This is a genomic window from Streptomyces glaucus (assembly GCF_039533365.1).
GTDB lineage: Bacteria > Actinomycetota > Actinomycetes > Streptomycetales > Streptomycetaceae > Streptomyces > Streptomyces glaucus.
This window is the reverse complement of record NZ_BAAATK010000001.1, coordinates 1-18,404: the sequence shown is the minus strand read 5'-3', so window position 1 is coordinate 18,404 and position 18,404 is coordinate 1. Positions and strand designations below refer to the sequence as shown.

The window sequence follows — 18,404 nt, the reverse complement described above, 5'->3', positions numbered from 1 at the left end:
AGCACCTGCGTCGCCTCCGCGCCCGGGAAGGCCCCGCCGCGGGGCGGCTCCGTCCACTCGGCCTCCGGCGCGCTGCGGGGACGGACGATCCCCGCCGCGCCGAGATCGCGGACGCTGCGGGGACGGATCAGTCCCGGCTCTCCGACCGGCGCACGGTCCTGGTCGGCGCTCATGTCACCAGCTCCCCGACGTTCGTCGGCATCGCCTCTCCTGGGTTCCGGAAACGCCTCCGGAACCGCCTGGGCGACTCGGCCGCCCTGGCCGGTCTCCGGGGCCTCTCGGGTCGCCGACGCGATGTCGGGCCATTCCGTTCCGGCGTCTTCTCGCCATTTTTCCACGCGCACGCACTCCCCCCACGGGACGGTTCCGGGCGCGCATACGACTCCGAGCACACGTCGAGCGAACCAGGCCCCCACCGGGTTCGAGCGCCCCCTTACCACACCGTGCTCGGGTCATGAATGTAGCGCACACGGGGGAACGGTGGTTGCCACGTGTCAGTCGTGAGACAAGTTCACGGTCGCGTCACAACGCCATCACCTCCGCGTCCATGACCGGAATCCACCCCCCGGCGGGCTTGACGAGCCACTGCTCCTCGGCGGCCAGCCGCGCCGCCGCCCGCCGCAGGGCGTCCAGCCCGGGGTGGGCCAGCCCCCGGCGCCACACCAGTGACACGGGCGACAGCGGGACGGGATCGACCAGGGGCCGCACCACCGACGCGGGCATGGCCGGGAAGTCCACCACGGCCAGGACCGGGTTCCGCGTCTTGCCGATGATCCGCCGGAACTCCTCGTCCCCGACGGCGAGCGGGAGCGGCGGGGCCGTCTCGATCCCGCGCCCCTCGAACAGCCGCCGCGCGAGGTCGGTCCACTCCGGCGTGCGCGGGTTGCCGGCCCCGGCGTACACGGTCTCGCCGGCCAGCGCGGCCAGCGGCACCGCCTCCAGCGCGGCCAGCGGGTGGTCCTCGGGCAGGACGACCGCCATCGGCTCGTACCGCACGGGCTGCTGGTCGAGCCCCGCCCGCAGCGCCGGGTCCAGGCCCGCGTACCGCCCGAAGGACGCGTCGAGGCGGCCCGCGAGCAGCTCACCGGCGGCTCCGGTGAGGCCGCTCTCGTAGCGGGCCATCAGCTCCAGCTCGGGGACGAGCTCGCGGGCCCGGTGCAGCACGCGGCGCCCGGTGACCAGGCCCGGGGAGTTGAGGTCCACCAGCAGGGGGCGGGCCTGGCCGAAGGCGGCGAGGAGGTCGTCCTGCGCCTGCAGGACCCGGCGGGCGTGCGGCAGCAGCCGCTCGCCGTCGGCCGTCAGCGTCACCTGCCGGGTGGTCCGCAGGAACAGCTCCGCGCCCAGTTCCCGCTCCAGCCGCCGCACGTCCCGGCTGAGCGCCTGCTGGGCGACGTACAGGCGGGCCGCGGCGCGGGTGAAGTGCAGTTCCTCGGCGACGGTGACGAAGGCGCGCAGCAGACGGGGGTCGAGGTGGCGGGGAGCGGACACCCCGCGAACCTACAACGGGGGCGCGTGAATCGGATCCGGATCCACAACGCGAACGTGTGAATCGGCGCGGAACAGGTGTTGGACCGCTTGATCGCCCACGGGCGAGCGTGGAGCCATGCCGTCCTCCCCCTCGCCCTCCCCCTCCTCTTCGTCCTCCCGCGGCGCCCTCCACCTGACGGTGACCGCCGACACCCTGGTCGCCGCCGACTTCACGCCCCGTACCGGCCGTCGCCCGCCCGGCCCGTACCGCCGCCTCCTCGCCGTCCCCGGCGCCCGCGCCTTCACGGCCGGGAACCTGATCGCCCGGTTGCCGATGGGCATGTTCAGCGTGAGCGCGGTCGTGATGATCGCCGGTACCCGCGGCTCGTACGCCCTGGCCGGCGCGGTCACCGCGACCGGGATGGCGGCGAGCGCGCTGGCCGCCCCCTGGGTCGCGCGGCTGGTCGACCGGCACGGCCAGGCCCGCGTGGCCGTGCCCGCGACCGCGGTCGCCGTGCTGGGCTCGCTCGCGCTGGTGCTGTGCGTGCGCCGCGGCGCCCCGGACTGGACGCTGTTCGCCGCGTACGCCGCCACCGCCACCACCCCCAACACCGGCGGCATGTCCCGCGCCCGCTGGGCCCACCTGCTGAAGGGCGACGCCACGGCCCTGCACACCGCGAACTCCTTCGAGCAGGCCGCCGACGAGCTGTGCTTCATGCTGGGGCCGGTGCTGGCGGCCTTCCTGTGCTCGGCGCTCTTCCCGGAGGCGGGCACGCTCACCGGCGCGGCGCTGCTGCTGACCGGCGTGCTGCTGTTCGCCGCGCAGCGCTCGACCGAGCCGCCCGCCCGGCCCCGGCCCTCCGCGCGCTCCCCGCTGCGCGCGCCCGGCATCCCGTCGCTGCTCGCCGTGTGCCTGGCGATGGGCGGGGTGTTCGGGGCCATGGAGATCGTCACCCTGGCGTTCGCCGACGCGCGGGGCCACGGCACGGCGGCCGGGGTGGTGCTGGCGCTGCAGGCGGCCGGGTCGTGCGCGGCGGGCCTGCTGTACGGGACGCTGAAGCCGGCCGGGCCCGCCGGGTCCCGGCTGCCGTGGTGCGTGGCGGCGATGACGGCCCTGCTGACGCTGCCGCTGCTGGCGGCCGCCCTCACCGGCTCCCTGCCGGTCCTGGCGGGCACGCTGCTGGCCGCCGGGATGGCGACCGCCCCGACGATGGTCACCACCATGACGCTGGTCCAGCAGCGCACGCCCGAGGGCCGCCTGAACGAGGGCATGACCCTGGCGGTGACCGGCCTGCTCGGCGGCATCGCCTGCGGCAGCGCGGTCGGCGGCTGGACGGTGGAGCACGTCTCGGCCACGGCCGGGTACGGCGTGCCGGTCACGGCGGCCGCGGTGGCGCTCCTCTTCTCCCTCGTCCCGTCCGGGCCGTCGAACCGCTCCAGGGATTCCCGTCCGCACCATTGACGCTTCCGCCGCTCCCGCCTACCTTCGCCCGTCGAAGCGCTTCGACGTCACCTGTCGAACCGGTTTGACGACGCTGCGTGACGACCCGAGATCCGTCCGACTCCCCTTGGAGGCCCTGGATGCCGACGGCGCGAAGGCGTGTGGTGGCGACGGCGATCCCGTGCGGGCCGCCGCGGCCGATCTCCCGCGGCGGCCCGGACGGAGGTTCCTCCGGCGCGGGCGCGGTGGTCCCGGCGGGCGGGCGGTGCGGGTGCCGGCCGGGACCGGGTTCCTGGCACCGGAGCCGGGCCGATGGTCAAGATCACTGATGTGGCGCGGCGCGCCGGCGTCTCCCCCAGCACGGTCTCCTACGCCCTCAGCGGCAAGCGCCCGATCTCCGCGGAGACCCGGCGCCGGGTCCAGGCCGCCGTCCGCGAGCTGGGCTACCGGCCGCACGCCGGCGCCCGGGCCCTGGCCGGCAGCAGGTCGAACGTGCTGGCGCTGGTGGTCCCGCTGCGGGCCGGGATCCACGTGCCGGTGGTGATGCGGTTCGCGGCGTCGGTGGTGACGGCGGCCCGGGCCCACGACCACGACGTGCTGCTGCTCACCCAGGAGGAGGGCGAGGAGGGGCTGCGGCGGGTCGCGGACACCGCGCTGGCGGACGCGCTGATCGTGATGGACGTGCAGCTGCGCGATCCCCGGCTGCCGCTGCTGCGGGAGCTGGACCGGCCGTCCGTGCTGATCGGCTTCCCGCGGGAGAGCACCGGCCTGACCTGCATCGACCTGGACTTCAAGGCGGCCGGCGAGGTGTGCGTGGACCATCTGGCGCGGCTCGGGCACCGGGTCGTGGCGCTGGTCGGGTCGCCGCCGGAGGTGTACGTCCGGCAGACCGCGTTCGCCCAGCGCGTGGTGCAGGGGTTCACGGCCGCCGCCGACCGGGCCGGGCTGGTCTCCTCCGTGCACCCCTGCGCGGCCGCGCCCGGCTCGGCCCTGGCGGTCGCCGAGCGGCTGCTGCGCGAGCAGCCCGCGCCGACCGGGGTCGTCGTCCACAACGAGCCCCTGCTGGAGCCGCTGATCGACGCCTTCGAGCAGCTCGGGCTGCGGGTGCCCGGCGACCTGTCGGTCACCGCCATCTGCCCGGACGAGTTCGCCGCGGCGGTCCGCGTCCCGGTCACCTCGGTCGCCGTCCCGGCGGCGGAGGTGGGCGCCCGGGCGGTGGAGCTGCTGATGGCGAAGCTGGGCGGCGCGGCGGACGTGCCGCAGGCCACGCTGCTGCCGCCCCGGCTGACCGAACGGGCGAGCACGGCGCCGCGCACCGCCTGACCGGCGCCGGCCGGGTCCCTGTGCCCGCCGGGCCGGTGTGCGTGCGGCCGCACGACACAGGCCCCGCCGCTCGCAGCGACGGGGCCTGTGCCCACATGGGGTAAGTGGAGATGGCGGGAATCGAACCCGCGTCCAACGGTGCAGAACCAGGGCTTCTCCGTGTGCAGTCCGCTGCGCTTTTCTCGGCCCCGGAGATCACGCGGACAAGTCTCCGACGGGCTCAGTCACTGTGTGGTTTCCCTCTACACCCCGTGACCGGGTCTAGAGGTTGAGTTCCCTAGCTGATGCCAGGATCCGGGTCGGGAACAGCCCCGGGCTGACACTCCCTTGATAGGAGGCTCGCTCTGCTACCTGAGATCAGGCAGCGAGGGCGAAGGCCTGCTGGGAGGAATCGCGCTTGGTGTTGGCGATTATTTTTTTCGGCCTGTGGTTTACGAGATCATGGCCGCTTCCTCGACACGCTTCCCCTGCTTCGACAGCCGCTGTCGAAACCGATCATCCCCATGTTGATTTCTCAAGGTGCGCACCGGCTGCGCGGTGTGCTGTGCACCGCCTGGGCGGTACCGGTGCCATCGTACGTGACCAACGCCCGTCGGTGCCACCGTGTTCCCGGCGGTCGCCCCGCCGTGGTACCGGGTTCGACACGCCCCGGCGGAGGGGCGTTCCCGGCCCGCGGGCACGACGTGGGTCACGCGCGCTGGCGCCGCCGGATCGCCGAGATCGCCCGTTCGGCCTCGCGCCGGTCCTGCTTCTCGCGGAGCGTCTGGCGCTTGTCGTACTCCTTCTTGCCCTTCGCCAGCGCGATCTCGATCTTGGCGCGGCCGTCCTTGAAGTACAGCGCGAGCGGCACGATCGTGTGGCCCGTCTCCTGCGACTTGGCCTCCAGCTTGTCGATCTCCGCGCGGTGCAGCAGCAGCTTCCGCTTGCGGCGGGCGCTGTGGTTGGTCCAGGTGCCCTGGCTGTACTCCGGCACGTGCACGTTGTGCAGCCACGCCTCGTGCCCGTCCAGCTGCACGAAGCCGTCGACGAGCGAGGCCCGCCCCTGGCGCAACGACTTCACCTCGGTCCCCATGAGCACCAGACCGGCCTCGTAGGTGTCGAGGATGTGGTAGTCGTGCCGCGCCTTCTTGTTCTGCGCGATCAGCTTGCGCCCTTTTTCCTTAGCCATAGTGCCGACCATTTTCGCACCCCACGGGGGCCGGAAGGGAGTCGATTACCGCGGGGCGCGGCTACCGGCCCAGGCCGCTGAGCACCGTCCGGGCCCGCTGCAGGGCCTGCTCGCCGGCCTCCAGGTCAGGCGTGATGCCGCGGCCGTCGACGCCGCGGCCCGACGGGGTGCGGTAGTGGCCGACGGTCAGCTCGGCGACGGAGCCGTCGGGCAGCCGGCTCGGCATCTGCACCGAGCCCTTGCCGAAGGTGCGCGAGCCCACCACGACCGCCCGGCCGCGGTCCTGGAGGGCGCCGGTCAGCAGCTCGGCCGCGCTCATCGTGCCGCCGTCGACCAGGGCGACCAGGGGCCGGTCGGTGTCGCCGCCGCTCCCGGCGTGCAGGGCCCGCTGCTCGCCGTCGACGTCGTAGGTGGCGACGAGACCGCCGTCGAGGAAGGCGGAGGCGGCGGTGACGGCCTCGGTGACCAGGCCGCCGGAGTTGCCGCGCAGGTCGAGGACGATCCCGGCGCCGGCCGGGGTCCGCCGCACGGCGCCGCGCACCTGGTCGCCGGAGCCCTTGGTGAAGGCGGCGACCCGGATGACGGTGACGCCGCCGGGCAGCTCGCGCACGGTGACCGGGTCCGTGGACAGCCTGGCCCGGCGCAGGGTCTCGGTCCACACGCGCGTGCCGCGCCGCAGGCCGAGGGTGACGGTGGTGCCGGCGGGCTCGCCGGCGGCGTCGCCGCGCAACAGGGCGAGGACCTCGGTGACGGGGCGTCCGTCGACCCGCTCGCCGTCGACGCTGCGCAGCCGGTCGCCCGGGCGGATCCCGGCGTCGGCCGCGGGCGAGCCGGACCGCACCCGCGTCACCTCGATCCGGCCGTCGCGCTCGCGCCGCGCCCACAGGCCGACGCCGGTGTACGCGCCGTCCAGGGACTCCTCGAACTCCTCGTACTCGTCCTCGGAGTAGACGGCCGCCCAGCGGTCGCCGCTGCGGCTGACGGCGCGTTCGGCCGCCTCCGCGGGGGACTTGCCGTCGGCCATCGCCTCGGCCGCCGCCCTGGCGACGTCCTCCCGCGCGCCGACGGGCACGGTCGGGCGGACGGTGCCCGGGGCGGTCCTCCGCTCGGGGCCGGGCAGTGAGCCGGTGGCCGCGCCGGCGACGAGGACGCCGGCGAACACCAAGGTCAGGGCGGCCCCGCGGCCGACGCGGCGGGGCTGACAGAACAGGTCACGGCCTGACATGCCGGTGAGTCTAGGACAACGAAAAGGGCCGTACGGCCGGTTGACCGCACGGCCCCTCTTGGTATGTGTCACACCTTCAGATACTTGCGCAGCGCGAAGAACGCGGCCAGCGCGGGCATCAGCAGGCTGGTCGCGAGGATGAGCGGCAGCTTGGCCAGGACCGCGTCCCAGCCGATGAAGTTGATCAGGTTGAGCTTCTCGGACAGCGCCAGCCCGTGGTCGATGATGAAGTACCGGGCGATCAGCAGGAAGGCGCACGCGAGCGTGCCGCCGATGAGCCCGGCGACCGCGGCCTCCGCGATGAACGGCGCCTGGATGTAGAAGCCGGAGGCGCCCACCAGCCGCATGATGCCGGTCTCACGCCGGCGGCTGAACGCCGAGACGCGCACGGTGTTGACGATCAGCATCAGCGCGACCACCAGCATCAGCGCCATGATCGCGCGGGCGGCCCAGTTCATGCCGTTCAGCAGCTCGAAGAGGTTGTCCAGGATGCCCTTCTGGTCCTGCACGGACTGCACGCCGTCCCGCCCGTCGAAGGCGGTCGCGATGACCTGGTACTTCTCCGGGTTCTTCAGCTTGATGCGGTACGACTCCTGCATCTGGTCCGGCGTCAGGGAGCTGGCCAGCGGGGAGTCGCCGAACTGCTCCTTGTAGTGCTTGTACGCCTCGTCCTGCGATTCGTACGTCACCGTGTCGACGACCGACATCTTCTTCAGGTCGGCCAGGATCTGGCTCTTCTGGTCCTCGGTCACCGCGCCCTTGGCGCAGTTGGGGTCGGACTCGGCGTCGCTCTTGTTGCAGAGGAAGATCGAGACGTTGACCTTGTCGTACCAGTAGCCCTTCATGGTGTTGACCTGGTCGCTCATCAGCAGCGAACCGCCGAACAGGGCCAGGGACAGGGCGACGGAGACGATGACGGCGAAGGTCATCGTCAGATTGCGGCGGAGACCGACACCGATCTCCGACAGGACGAACTGGGCGCGCATGGCGGGTTCTTCAGGCCTTTCGGGAACTCGGTGCGGTCAGTGCTGGTAGCCGTAGACGCCGCGGGCCTGGTCGCGGACGAGGCGGCCCTTCTCCAGCTCGATGACGCGCTTGCGCATCTGGTCCACGATGTTCTGGTCGTGCGTCGCCATCACCACGGTCGTGCCGGTCCGGTTGATCCGGTCGAGCAGCTTCATGATGCCGACGCTGGTCTGCGGGTCGAGGTTGCCGGTGGGCTCGTCGGCGATCAGCAGCTTGGGCCGGTTGACGAAGGCCCGCGCGATGGCGACGCGCTGCTGCTCACCGCCGGACAGCTCGCCCGGCATCCGGTCCTCCTTGCCGCCGAGCCCGACCAGGTCGAGCACCTGCGGCACGGACTTGCGGATCTCGCCGCGCGACTTGCCGATGACCTCCTGCGCGAAGGCGACGTTCTCGGCGACCGTCTTGTTCGGCAGGAGGCGGAAGTCCTGGAAGACCGTCCCCAACTGGCGCCGCATGTGCGGCACCTTCCAGTTGGACAGGCGCGCGAGGTCCTTGCCCAGGACGTGCACCTGCCCGTGGCTGGCCCGCTCCTCGCGGAGGATCAGCCGCAGGAAGGTGGACTTTCCGGAGCCGGAGGACCCCACGAGGAACACGAACTCGCCCTTCTCGACCTCCAGGGAGACATCCCTGAGGGCGGGGCGGTTCTGCTTGGGGTAGACCTTGGAGACGTTGTCGAATCGGATCACGGATGCACCACGGGTCGCCGGGGGTAGATGTGCGTGACCATACGCGAACCGGGTGGGGGGCCGCAGTCACCGGTAGGGGTTGCGCGACAGTTGTGCGCATTTGTGCCGCGGACGGGGCGGCGGACCGCGCCGGCCCGTCGCCGGCTCCGTCGCGCGGGCGTGCCCGGCGCGGACGGTCCACGGCCGGCGGACGACGGGAAACCGCCCCCGGCGGGAGCGGCCCGCGCAACCTCCCGGGGAACCTGGCACAGTGGAGGGGAACGTTCGCGCCGCCGCGGGCGTTGAGTACAGGGAATCGGTGCAAGGAGGGCGAGCGCATGACGTACGACCGGCTGGTGTGCGCGAACTGCGCGGCGCCCGTGAGCGAGGGCCGGTGCCCCGTGTGCCGTGCGAACCGCGAGCGGCTGCAGCAGGAGAACTTCTTCGCGGGGCTGAACCCCATGACGCTGATCGCGCTGCTCGCGGTGCTGATCGCGGCGCTGGCCCTGCTGGCCCACCAGACCGCCTGACACCCGGCGCCCGCGGGACGGCCCGGCCGGCGGAGCCGGGCGGCACGGACGGGCGAGGGGCCCGGAGCGACGCGCGCTCCGGGCCCCTCGGCATGTGCCGTGCGTACGGCGGCCGCCGTCAGGCGGCCGCGCCGCCGCGGCCGTCCATCAGACGCGGCAGCATCCGGAAGCCGATGCCACCGGCGATCATCGTGGCGGCGCCGACCAGCAGGAACGTGGTCTGCGCGGCACCGGTCTCGGCGAGCTCCTCACCGCTGCCCTGGGCCGAGGCGTCGGACGAGACGGCCTCCACGCCGGTGTCGGTCAGGACCGAGGTGCCCTGCTCCTGGGGCGAGGGGCCGGAACCGCCGTCGGGGCCGGGGCCGCTGCTCGCGTCGTCGGTCGGGCCCTCGGTGGGCTCGGTGGGCTCCTCGGTGGGCTCGGTGGGCTCCTCCGTGGGGTCGGCGGGCTCCTCGGTGGGGTCGGCGGGCCCCGTCGGGCCGGAGGTCGGCGGGGTGCCGGGGACCTCGGTCGGCGGGGTGGTGGGAACCTCGGTCGGCGGGGTGCTCGGGATCTCGGTCGGCGGGGTGCTCGGGGTCGGCGGGGTGCTCGGAGCCGGCGGCTCGGACTCGCCGGCGTTCACGCCGACGCCGATGTTCACACCGAACTCGAGGGCCGAGGCGGCGCCCGCGGCGGTGAGCGAGGCGCCGGCCGCGATCACGGCGCCGGCCGCGATGCGCGCGACGCGGATCCGCGTCTTCTTGGTCATGTGGTTGCTACCCCCAGTAGCTCATCGTCAGTGAGGCGGCGTTCGGGGCCGTGATCGACGGAGGTAGCTGCGTATGGAGCCCCCCGGTTCACATGCGCCCCAGAGATACGCATGCCGCGCCTCACCCTTCCGATTTTTCAAAGCAACGTCAAGGCCGTTGCGCACGCGATGTCCGGGTACGGGGGGTATGCCGGACGTCGGAGCCTGTGAGTGTGATGTGGAACGCGGACATCACGGCACACACAAGGCAACTGCCGCCCGGAAGGCGGCAGTTTCCTTGTCGACAAAGCGGTGAAATGCGGCGGGCGCGTCGGCGCGCTACTTCTCCTGCTGCTTGCGCCAGCGAATCCCGGCCTCCAGGAACCCGTCGATCTCGCCGTTGAACACGGCCTCGGGGTTGCCGACCTCGTACTCCGTGCGCAGGTCCTTGACCATCTGGTACGGGTGCAGGACGTACGAACGCATCTGGTTGCCCCAGGAGTTGCCGCCGTCGCCCTTGAGGGCGTCCATCTTGGCCTGCTCCTCCTGGCGGCGCCGCTCCAGCAGCTTGGCCTGGAGGACGTTCATCGCCGTGGCCTTGTTCTGGATCTGCGACCGCTCGTTCTGGCAGGAGACCACGATGCCGGTGGGCAGGTGGGTGATGCGCACCGCGGAGTCCGTGGTGTTCACGCCCTGGCCGCCGGGGCCGGAGGACCGGTAGACGTCGATGCGCAGCTCGGACTCGTCGATCTCGACGTGGTCGGACTGCTCGACGACGGGGAGCACCTCGACGCCCGCGAAGGAGGTCTGGCGGCGGCCCTGGTTGTCGAAGGGCGAGATGCGCACCAGGCGGTGGGTGCCCTGCTCGACGGAGAGGGTGCCGTAGGCGTACGGCGCCTGCACGGCGAAGGTGGTCGACTTGATGCCGGCCTCCTCGGCGTACGACGTCTCGTAGATCTCCGTCTTGTAGCCGCGCTGCTCGGCCCAGCGCAGGTACATGCGCTGGAGCTTCTCGGCGAAGTCGGCGGCGTCGACGCCGCCGGCCTCGGCGCGGATGTTGACGAGCGCCTCACGGGCGTCGTACTCGCCGGACAGGAGGGTCCGGACCTCCATCTCGTCCAGCGCCTTCCGCACCGCGGCCAGCTCGGCCTCGGCCTCGGCGCGGGTGTCCGGGTCGTCCTCCTCCTCGGCCATCTCGAAGAGCACGGCGAGATCGTCGATCCGGCCGCGCAGCGCCTCCGCCTTCCTGACCTCGGCCTGGAGGTGGGAGAGCTTGCTGGTGATCTTCTGCGCCTCGTCCGGGTTGTCCCACAGGGACGGCGCGGCCGCCTGCTCCTCGAGCACGGCGATGTCTGCCCTCATCCTGTCGAGGTCCAGAACGGCCTCGATCGACTCCATGGTCGAGGAGAGGGACTTGAGCTCTTCGGATACGTCGACGACTGCCACGCATCCAGCGTAACGGCTGCGGCAACCGACCTCGGCCGCACGGCGTGCCCCGGCCGTACCCGGTGCGGGTGCGGCCGGGACCGGCGGGGTCAGGGGGTCGCCGGGGCCGTGGTGTTCGCGTCCCGGGGGACGGCCCCCGCGTCGTCGCCGGCCGTGGCCAGCCACGTGCCCGCGCCGACGGCCGCCGCCAGCGCCAGCGCGCCCGCGCCCAGGGCCAGGCGGCGGCGCCGGACGGCGGCGCGGTTGCGGGCGGACCCGGGGCGGGGGGCGCCCGCCGCGCGCGGGGCGCGGGCGGTGCCGCGGGCGCCGCCGGCCAGCTCGTCCGGGCCCGGCACGCGCATCGACGTGTGGGTGTCCCGGTTGGAGTCGGCCGGCTTCGCGCCCGGGACCAGCGGGACCGCGCCCCGGCGCCGCACCCGCTCCCCGGCCGGGGCGGGGTCGGCGGGCGCCTCCTCGGGGGTCTCCTGCGCGGGCTCCACGTCCGGCTCGTCCACCTCCAGCGGGGGCATGCCCGCCAGCATCGGCAGCAGTTCCCGCAGCCGGGCGGCCAGTTCGGAGGCGCGCAGCCGCGAGGCGGGCGCCTTGGCCAGGCACTGCACCATCAGCTGCCACAGCTCGTCCGGGATGCCGGGCAGCGGGACGACCGTCTCCGTCACGTGCCGGCGCAGGACGGCGCCGGGGTGGCCGCCGCCGAACGGGGTGAAGCCCGCGAGCAGCTCGTACAGGACCGTGGCCAGGGCGTAGATGTCGACGGACGCGCGGGGCGGCAGGCCCTCGACGATCTCCGGCGCGAGGTAGTCCGGCGTGCCGATGATCTTCGTCGCGCGGGTGCGGCGCGGGGCGTCGATGAGTTTCGCCACACCGAAGTCGGTCAGGAGCGCGCGGTGCGAGCCGCCGGGGCCGAGCGGGCCCTGCATGTCCAGCAGCACGTTCTCCGGCTTCACGTCGCGGTGCACGACGCCCGCGCCGTGCGCGGCGGCCAGTCCGTCCGCCACGTCGGCCACGATCGCCACCGCGGCCTCGGGCGCGAGCCGCCGCTCCCGGTCCAGGCGGGTGCGCAGGTCCGTGCCGCGCACCAGGTCCATGACGAGCGCGAGGTCGTTGCCGTCGACGACCAGGTCGCGCACGGAGACGACGTTCGGGTGCTCCAGGCCGAGCAGGGCCGTGCGCTCCTGCACGAAGCGTCCGACGAGTTCCTCGTCCGAGGCCAGGTCCTCGCGCAGCAGCTTGATGGCGACGGGTCCGTCCGGTCCCTCGCCGAGCCACACCGTGCCGGCGCTGCCCCGTCCCAGGATCTGGTGGGCGGTGTACCGGCTGCCGATCTTCCGTGCCAAGACTGCTCCTACCGACGCGTGTTGCCGACAAAACTACGCGGCCGGGGAGCCGGGCTTCACCGCGGCGGCGGAAATCACCCGCCGGGTGTCGACAAATCCCCAACGTCGGGGTTCGGAGGTGTCCGGACTCGCCCGGAGCGGCCCGAGCGGTCCCGGGCCGGTCTCCGCGGGAGCCCCGGACTCACTGGCCGGAGGAACCGCCCGAGCCCAGGTCCCCGATCCAGCCGGTGACCGTGTCGAACCAGTCGGTGAGCTGCCCCCAGTAGCTCCTGCCCGTGCCGATCCAGTCCTGCAGCGGGCTGAGCTCCCAGATCAGCCAGCCCGCCACGAACAGGATGACGAGCGTGAACAGGCAGCCCTTCAGGCAGCCCAGGCCGGGGATGCGCATCGGGTTGGCGCTGCGCTGCCGGGGCGGCCGGGGCTCGCGCCGGGACTGCCGGGGCTCGGGCCGGGGCCGCTGGGGCTCCGGGGCGGGCGGCGGGGCGTACCGCTGGGGCTGGGGCGGCTGGGGCGTGGCGTACCGCTGCGGCTGTTGCTGCTGCGGGTGGCCGTAGCCCTGCTGGGGCTGGGGGCGCGGCGGCTGCTGCTGTGGGCGCGGCGGCTGCTGCGGCCGGGCGACCTGCCGCTGGGGGCGGCGGCGCAGCGGGTCCTGGTCGGGGTCGAGGTACTGGATCTGGGTCTGCTCGTTGCGGTCGCGGGCGGCCCGCAGCTGGCTCTGCCAGGGGTGCGGGTCCTCGGGCCGGCCGGTCTGGCCGGGCTGCTGTCCCGGCGGCACCGGCGGCAGGACGGCCGTCGGGTCGGCCGCGCCGCGGGCGGGCAGGACGGCGGTGGGGTCGGCGTCGCCCGCCGGGCCGCCGGTGTGGGGCAGGACGCTGGTCGCGTCGTCCGGGTCGTGGGCGCCGTTCGGGTTCCGCGGCAGCACCCGGGTGGGGTCGGCGGCGCCGGGCGTGCCGGGCACGGGCGCGGGCGCCGGGTCGGGGGCCAGGAGCGCGCCGACGTTCTCGGCGGCGGCGATCTGCGCGGAGTTCGCGTGCACGCCGATGCCCTCGGCGACGACGCGCAGGGCGCGCGCCAGGTTCCCGGCGCCGGGCCGCTCGTCGGGGTTCTTGCGCAGGCAGCGCTCGATGACCGTCCAGAGGGGCTCGGGGACCGTGGACGGGCGGCGCGGTTCGGCGCTCAGGTGCTGGTGCAGGACTTCGAGGGCGGACGAGCCGGAGAACGGCGGACGGCCGGTGACCAGCTCGTACAGCAGGATGCCGGCGCCGTAGATGTCGACGGCCGAGGTCTGCGGGCGGCCTTCCGCCGACTCGGGCGCGACGTACGCGGGCGTGCCGACGAACTCGTGGGTGCGGGTGAGGCCGGGCGAGTCGGCGAGGCGCGCGATGCCGAAGTCGGTCAGCATCGGGTGCAGCTGGTCGCCGGTCTGCTCGAGCAGGACGTTCGCGGGCTTCAGGTCGCGGTGCACGACGCCGTCGGCGTGGCTGGCGGCGAGCGCGTCGGCGATCTGGGCGGTGAGCAGCGCGGCGGCCACCGGGGTGAAGGGACCGTTCTCGCGCAGGTGGCGGTGCAGGTCGGGGCCGTCGACGAGGTCCATGACCAGTGCCAGCAGATCGCCCTCGACGACCAGGTCGCGGACCCGGACGATGTTCGGGTGGGTCAGCCGCAGCAGGACGGACCGCTCCCGGAGGAACCGCATCACGACGTCCGGGTCGTTGGCGAGCTCCTCCTTGAGGACCTTGATCGCGACGGTCTCGCCGGGCTGTCCGGGCACGGCCGCCTCGGCACCCGCGGTCTCCCGCTGGCGGGCTCGCCAGACGGTCCCCGTGGCACCGCGACCGAGCGGCTCCTCGAGGAGGTACTTGCTGCCTACCGGCCGCACGTCATGCGCTCCCTGTCTGCTTGGCTGGCCCGTACACCGTGGTCCACCGTGCCACGGGGGATGTTCCGACCCACTGTAGTGCCGCAGCGCGGGACACCGGGGGTCGTCTTCCCGCGGGTCCTTCCGACTCGTCCCCGGTCCGGCCGCCGCCGGCCGCCCGTCCGTCCGCCGGCCGGCCCCGGCCTTCCGGCGGGTCCCGCCCGCGGCCTTCCGTACATGTTCGAAGGAAAGACGCCCGGCCCGGTCCGCCGGTTGCCGGAGCACGGACGCGATCGATCTCAAGCGAGCGCCGATCGATCGTGTTCAGGCCAATGGTCAGGCATTTTTGCGGGCAGAGCCGACCAATCAAGATCATTCGCTGTTCGGCGGCGGGCACGTTGTCAGCGGCAGGTGCGAGGATGCCTCCAGTTACTGGCCGACGTGCTCGTGTGGCGGTGGGGGAAGTCCGCGGTGGGGGACCGCGGGGGGCCTCGTTCCCCGTGGCGCGGGCGCCCGCGCAGAAGGGACCGCTGACGGCGATGCAGATCCGGCTGACCGTCGTAGACCCGCTGGGCCCGTCCCCCGCGCCGACGCGGGGCCGCGCCGCGAGCTGCGACGTGCTGGTCACGGCGCCCGCCGGCACGGCCCTGGCCGCGGTCTCCTCCGCCCTGGCCGCGGCGGTCCCCGGCGGTGACGGCTCGTCCCCGGCGACGCTGTACGCCGGTGCGCGCCGGCTCGACGCCCAGCGCGCGACCCTGGGCGAACCCCCGCTGGTCGACGGCGCCGTGCTGTACGTGGGCGCGCCGGGCGAGCCCGAGCCGCACCCCGAGCTCGACGAGGCCCCGGCCCAGCTCCACGTGGTCGCGGGCCCCGACGCGGGCGGGGTCCACCTGCTGCACGGCGGCGAGATCCGCGTCGGCCGCTCGGCCGACGCCGACGTCCCGCTCGACGACCCGGACGTCTCCCGGCTGCACTGCGCGGTGACCGTCGCCGCCGACGGCCGGGTCACGGTCGCCGACCTCGGTTCCACCAACGGCACGACGCTGGACGGCGCGCGCGTGGACGCCCGCCCCGTCCGGTTCGTCCCCGGCGCGCTGCTGCGCATCGGGGAGTCGGCCCTGCGGCTCGCGCCGGGCGGCGGCCCGGGGGCGCGGGTGGAGACGGCCCCGGACGGCGAGGGACACGTGCGGGTGCCGGGCGCGGGGGGCGGCGGCGAGCGGTCCGGGGAGGGCCGGGAGGAGCCCGGCCGGCCGGCGGGCGGGGCGGACGCCCCCGCCGGGCACACGCGGCACGGCTACGGCACGACGGGCCGGGGCCCGGCCGGCTCCGGCGGGCGGCCCCCCGTCGTGCCGGGGCAGGGGTCGGCGCCGCCCCTCGAGCGGGGGAGCACCGGTCCGGCCCCGGCCGCCCCGCGCACGACGGCGCTCGGGGGCGTTCCCGGGACGGCTCCCGGCGGCGGCGGCACGCACGGGGGACGGTCCGGGGCGGGTTCCTTCGGCGCCGGCGACGGGGCAGCGGCCCCCGGCGGGACCGAGGCCCCGGGGAACCCCTCCGGGGCCGCCGGTCCGCGCCCGGCGGCCCCGGACGGCCACCCGCACGGCACGGCCGGCCCCGCCGCACCGCACGGCTTCGCCGGCGGCCCGGCCTCCCGTACGCCCGTCCGGGACGGCGGCGCCGGTGAGGGCGGCGGGCGCAAGGGGACCCCGCTGCGGGGGACGGAGGTTCCGCAGGCGCTGCGCAGGCGGGGCGGGATAGCGGCGTGGGCGCGGCGGCTGGCCGGGGGACGCGGTGAGCAGGGCGCGGCCGGGCGCGGCGGGTACGCCGCGGGGGTGGACGGCGTCGCGGCAGAGCCCGCCGGCGTCCGGCCGCCCGTGCCGGAGACCTGGCCGGACCCGGCCGCGCTGCTGCTGACGGCGCTGGGGCCGGGCCCGCGGCTGTGGGAGCGGGGGCCGGACCATCCGGAGGCGCTCGCCGTGCGGCTCGGCACGGCCGACCGGGCGGCGCCCGACGGCTCGGGACTGCTGCCCGCGGTGCCGGTGACCGCCGGGCTGCGCGAGGTCGGGGCGCTCGGGCTGGCCGGCCCGCGCGCGCGGCTGGCCGGGCTGGCCCGCGCGGTGCTGGCCCAGCTCGCCGCGCTGCACTCCCCCGACACCCTGGAACTCGTCCTGATCAGCACGGACCGCTCCCGCTCCCTGGAGGAGCGCACCGCCGAGTGGTCCTGGCTGGGCTGGCTGCCCCATGTCCGCCCGGCCCACGGCCAGGACTGCCGCCTGCTGCTCGCCTACGACCCCGAACAGGCCACGGCCCGCGTCCAGGAACTCCTCCGGCGCCTGGCGGACCGCTCGGCGGACCCGGGCGCCGCGGCCGGGCCCGCCCCCGGTGTCCCGGAGCAGCCGGCCGTGCCCGGGGCGGACCGGCGGCCGCACCCGGCCGCCCCCGCCCCCACGCCCCCCGGCCCGTCCGTTCCCGCCGCCCGGCGGCCCTCCTGGGCGCGGGACGACGCGGCGGGCGAAGCGGCCGGCTCCACGGGGCCGCGCACCGTCGTCGTCGTGGACGGCGACCCCGGGGAGGCCGCCGTGCGGGAGGCGGTGGCGCGGCTGGCGCTGGAGGGCCCGCGGGCCGGGATACACCTCGTGTGTCTCGCCGAGACGCCCCCCGCCTCCCCGCTGTCACCGGTGACGGAGACCTACGAGGCGGCCTGCGCGGTGTCGCCGGTGTTCCGGGAGTGCGGGGCCGTCGCGCTGCTCAGCGGCGACGTGGCGACGGCCCTGCGGCTGGTGCGGGTCGCCCGGACCGCCCCGGCGGCGTCCCCGTCCGGTACGGGGCCGGTCGGCCACGGCACCGTGGCCACCGTGGACGCCGTCTCCGCCGCCTGGGCGGAGCGGTTCGCGCGGGCGCTGGCGCCGCTGCGCACGGACGCCGCGGGCGGCGAGCGGCAGCCGCGCGTGTCCGCCCCGCTGCCCCGGACGGCCCGGCTCCTCGACGAGCTGGGCCTGGCCCGGGCGACCCCCGCCTCGCTGATGGCCCGCTGGGCGGACGCGGCCGACGACACCGAGGCCCTCGGCGGCCGGGTGCAGGCCGTGCTGGGGGCGGGGCCGCGCGGCCCGGTCGTCGTGGACCTCGCGGCCGAGGGACCCCACCTGCTGATCGAGGGACCGGCGGGCAGCGGCCGTACGGAGCTGCTGCGGGCGGTCGTGGCGTCGCTGGCCTCGGCGGAGCGGCCGGACCGGCTGGGCATCGTGCTGATGGACGGCCGGGACGCCGCGGGCACCGCCGGCGGCCCCGGCGAGGGCCTGCGGGTCTGCACCGACGTACCGCACGTCACCACGCACCTCACCGCCGGCGACCCGGTGCGGATGCGGGAGTTCGCGCAGTCCCTGAGCGCCGAGCTGAAGCGGCGCGCGGAGCTGCTGGGGCGGTCGGACTTCACCGAGTGGCACACCGGACGCGAGCTGTCGGGCCGCATGGTCGCCCAGCGCACCGCGGCCGCGCGCGGCCCGTCGGGGGCCGCCGGCGTAGCCGGGGACCTCGACGTCCCGTCCGGTTCGACCCTGCGGCTGCGGCCGGGGGCGGCCCGGCAGCGCGCGCAGGCCGTCGTGCCGCTGCCCCGGCTGGTCGTGGTCGTGGACGACCTGGACGCGCTGGTCTCCCCCGCGCTCGGCTCGCCCGGCCGGCCCGCCGCGGGGTCGGTGATGCGGGCGCTGGAGGCCGTGGCGCGGGACGGCGAGCGGCTCGGGGTGCACCTGGTGGCGGCCGCCGGGACCGGGGGCCGTACGGCGCAGACGGAGCCGGCCCGGCGGGCCGCCCTGCGGGTCGCGCTCGACGCGCCCGTGCCGGGGCCGGACGGACCGGCGCCGGGGCGCGGACGCCTGACCACGCCCGACGGAAGGGTGACGCCGTTCCAGGGCGGCCGGGTCACGGGCCGCATCCCCCGGACGGCGACCCTGCGCCCGACGGTCGTCCCCCTGGAGTGGCACCGCATGGGCGACCCGCCGGCCCGGCGCCCGGTGCGGGAGCTGGGCAACGGGCCGACGGACCTGGCGCTGCTGGCCAGCGCGCTGGAGCGGGCGGCGCGGGAGGTCTCGGCGGCCCGGGTGCCGCCGCTGCTCTGACGGACCGGCCGGCCGCCGGACGGCGGCCGGCCCGGACGGCCGCTCCACGCCGCGCCCGGCACCGGCCCCGCGGCGCGGCCGG

The 18,404-nt window shown here is 75.4% G+C and carries 13 protein-coding genes and 1 other RNA gene; 4 read left to right on the top strand and 10 right to left on the bottom strand.

Annotation, left to right across the window (positions count from 1 at the left end):
- Positions 1–522 precede the first annotated feature (522 nt).
- Positions 523–1,488, bottom strand: a complete 966-nt coding sequence (locus tag ABD363_RS00070; protein ID WP_344599228.1) for a LysR family transcriptional regulator — start codon at positions 1,486–1,488, stop codon at positions 523–525.
- 115 nt (positions 1,489–1,603) lie between these two features.
- On the opposite strand from ABD363_RS00070, the gene ABD363_RS00065 reads away from it, so the two are divergent.
- Positions 1,604–2,929 carry an MFS transporter gene (locus tag ABD363_RS00065; RefSeq protein WP_344599227.1) on the top strand — a complete coding sequence of 442 codons (1,326 nt, stop codon included), beginning with the start codon at positions 1,604–1,606 and terminating at the stop codon, positions 2,927–2,929.
- A 291-nt stretch (positions 2,930–3,220) separates the two neighbouring features.
- A complete protein-coding gene (locus tag ABD363_RS00060) occupies positions 3,221–4,231 on the top strand; it encodes a LacI family DNA-binding transcriptional regulator (protein ID WP_344599226.1) in 1,011 nt (336 codons plus the stop codon).
- Positions 4,232–4,333: 102 nt separating this feature from the next.
- Here the strand turns inward: ABD363_RS00060 and ssrA are convergent.
- The 5 genes from ssrA to ftsE form a co-directional block, all read right to left on the bottom strand.
- Positions 4,334–4,734, bottom strand: a transfer-messenger RNA (tmRNA) gene (gene ssrA / locus ABD363_RS00055).
- A 185-nt stretch (positions 4,735–4,919) separates the two neighbouring features.
- Positions 4,920–5,399, bottom strand: coding sequence for an SsrA-binding protein SmpB (smpB, locus tag ABD363_RS00050; protein ID WP_344599225.1), 480 nt, complete (start codon positions 5,397–5,399; stop codon positions 4,920–4,922).
- A gap of 61 nt (positions 5,400–5,460) precedes the next feature.
- Positions 5,461–6,624, bottom strand: a complete 1,164-nt coding sequence (locus tag ABD363_RS00045; protein WP_344599224.1) for a S41 family peptidase — start codon at positions 6,622–6,624, stop codon at positions 5,461–5,463.
- 68 nt (positions 6,625–6,692) lie between these two features.
- The gene (gene ftsX, locus ABD363_RS00040) at positions 6,693–7,610 is read right to left on the bottom strand and encodes a permease-like cell division protein FtsX (RefSeq protein WP_344599223.1); all 918 of its coding nucleotides are present in this window, start codon (positions 7,608–7,610) and stop codon (positions 6,693–6,695) included.
- Between the two features lie 36 nt (positions 7,611–7,646).
- Positions 7,647–8,336 (bottom strand): cell division ATP-binding protein FtsE, encoded by a 690-nt coding sequence (ftsE, locus tag ABD363_RS00035; protein WP_190202671.1) that lies wholly within the window; start codon positions 8,334–8,336, stop codon positions 7,647–7,649.
- A gap of 317 nt (positions 8,337–8,653) precedes the next feature.
- On the opposite strand from ftsE, the gene ABD363_RS00030 reads away from it, so the two are divergent.
- Positions 8,654–8,845: a hypothetical protein gene (locus ABD363_RS00030; RefSeq protein ID WP_344599222.1), complete on the top strand. Its 192-nt coding sequence runs from the start codon at positions 8,654–8,656 to the stop codon at positions 8,843–8,845.
- A 118-nt stretch (positions 8,846–8,963) separates the two neighbouring features.
- Here ABD363_RS00030 and ABD363_RS00025 read toward each other — a convergent pair whose 3' ends face one another.
- The 4 genes from ABD363_RS00025 to ABD363_RS00010 form a co-directional block, all read right to left on the bottom strand.
- Positions 8,964–9,593, bottom strand: coding sequence for a hypothetical protein (locus ABD363_RS00025; RefSeq protein WP_344599221.1), 630 nt, complete (start codon positions 9,591–9,593; stop codon positions 8,964–8,966).
- A 318-nt stretch (positions 9,594–9,911) separates the two neighbouring features.
- Positions 9,912–11,018 carry a peptide chain release factor 2 gene (gene prfB / locus ABD363_RS00020; RefSeq protein ID WP_344599220.1) on the bottom strand — a complete coding sequence of 369 codons (1,107 nt, stop codon included), beginning with the start codon at positions 11,016–11,018 and terminating at the stop codon, positions 9,912–9,914.
- 89 nt (positions 11,019–11,107) lie between these two features.
- On the bottom strand, positions 11,108–12,352 hold the full coding sequence (locus ABD363_RS00015) for a serine/threonine-protein kinase (protein WP_344599219.1): 1,245 nt from the start codon (positions 12,350–12,352) through the stop codon (positions 11,108–11,110).
- A gap of 181 nt (positions 12,353–12,533) precedes the next feature.
- Entirely contained in the window at positions 12,534–14,231 is a 1,698-nt protein-coding gene (locus ABD363_RS00010; protein WP_344599218.1) for a serine/threonine-protein kinase, read from the bottom strand.
- A gap of 518 nt (positions 14,232–14,749) precedes the next feature.
- Here ABD363_RS00010 and ABD363_RS00005 point away from each other — a divergent pair.
- Entirely contained in the window at positions 14,750–18,322 is a 3,573-nt protein-coding gene (locus ABD363_RS00005; RefSeq protein WP_344599466.1) for an FHA domain-containing protein, read from the top strand.
- The last annotated feature ends 82 nt before the right edge of the window (positions 18,323–18,404 follow it).

What these genes read in the sequence shown, in the direction of transcription:
- ABD363_RS00005 (WP_344599466.1), top strand. Translation starts at nt 14,750, where the DNA reads ATGCAGATCCGGCTGACCGTCGTAGACCCGCTGGGCCCGTCCCCCGCG.
- ABD363_RS00065 (WP_344599227.1), top strand. Translation starts at nt 1,604, where the DNA reads ATGCCGTCCTCCCCCTCGCCCTCCCCCTCCTCTTCGTCCTCCCGCGGC.
- ABD363_RS00060 (WP_344599226.1), top strand. Translation starts at nt 3,221, where the DNA reads ATGGTCAAGATCACTGATGTGGCGCGGCGCGCCGGCGTCTCCCCCAGC.
- ABD363_RS00030 (WP_344599222.1), top strand. Translation starts at nt 8,654, where the DNA reads ATGACGTACGACCGGCTGGTGTGCGCGAACTGCGCGGCGCCCGTGAGC.
- ftsX (WP_344599223.1), bottom strand. Translation starts at nt 7,610, where the DNA reads ATGCGCGCCCAGTTCGTCCTGTCGGAGATCGGTGTCGGTCTCCGCCGC.
- ABD363_RS00025 (WP_344599221.1), bottom strand. Translation starts at nt 9,593, where the DNA reads ATGACCAAGAAGACGCGGATCCGCGTCGCGCGCATCGCGGCCGGCGCC.
- smpB (WP_344599225.1), bottom strand. Translation starts at nt 5,399, where the DNA reads ATGGCTAAGGAAAAAGGGCGCAAGCTGATCGCGCAGAACAAGAAGGCG.
- ABD363_RS00045 (WP_344599224.1), bottom strand. Translation starts at nt 6,624, where the DNA reads ATGTCAGGCCGTGACCTGTTCTGTCAGCCCCGCCGCGTCGGCCGCGGG.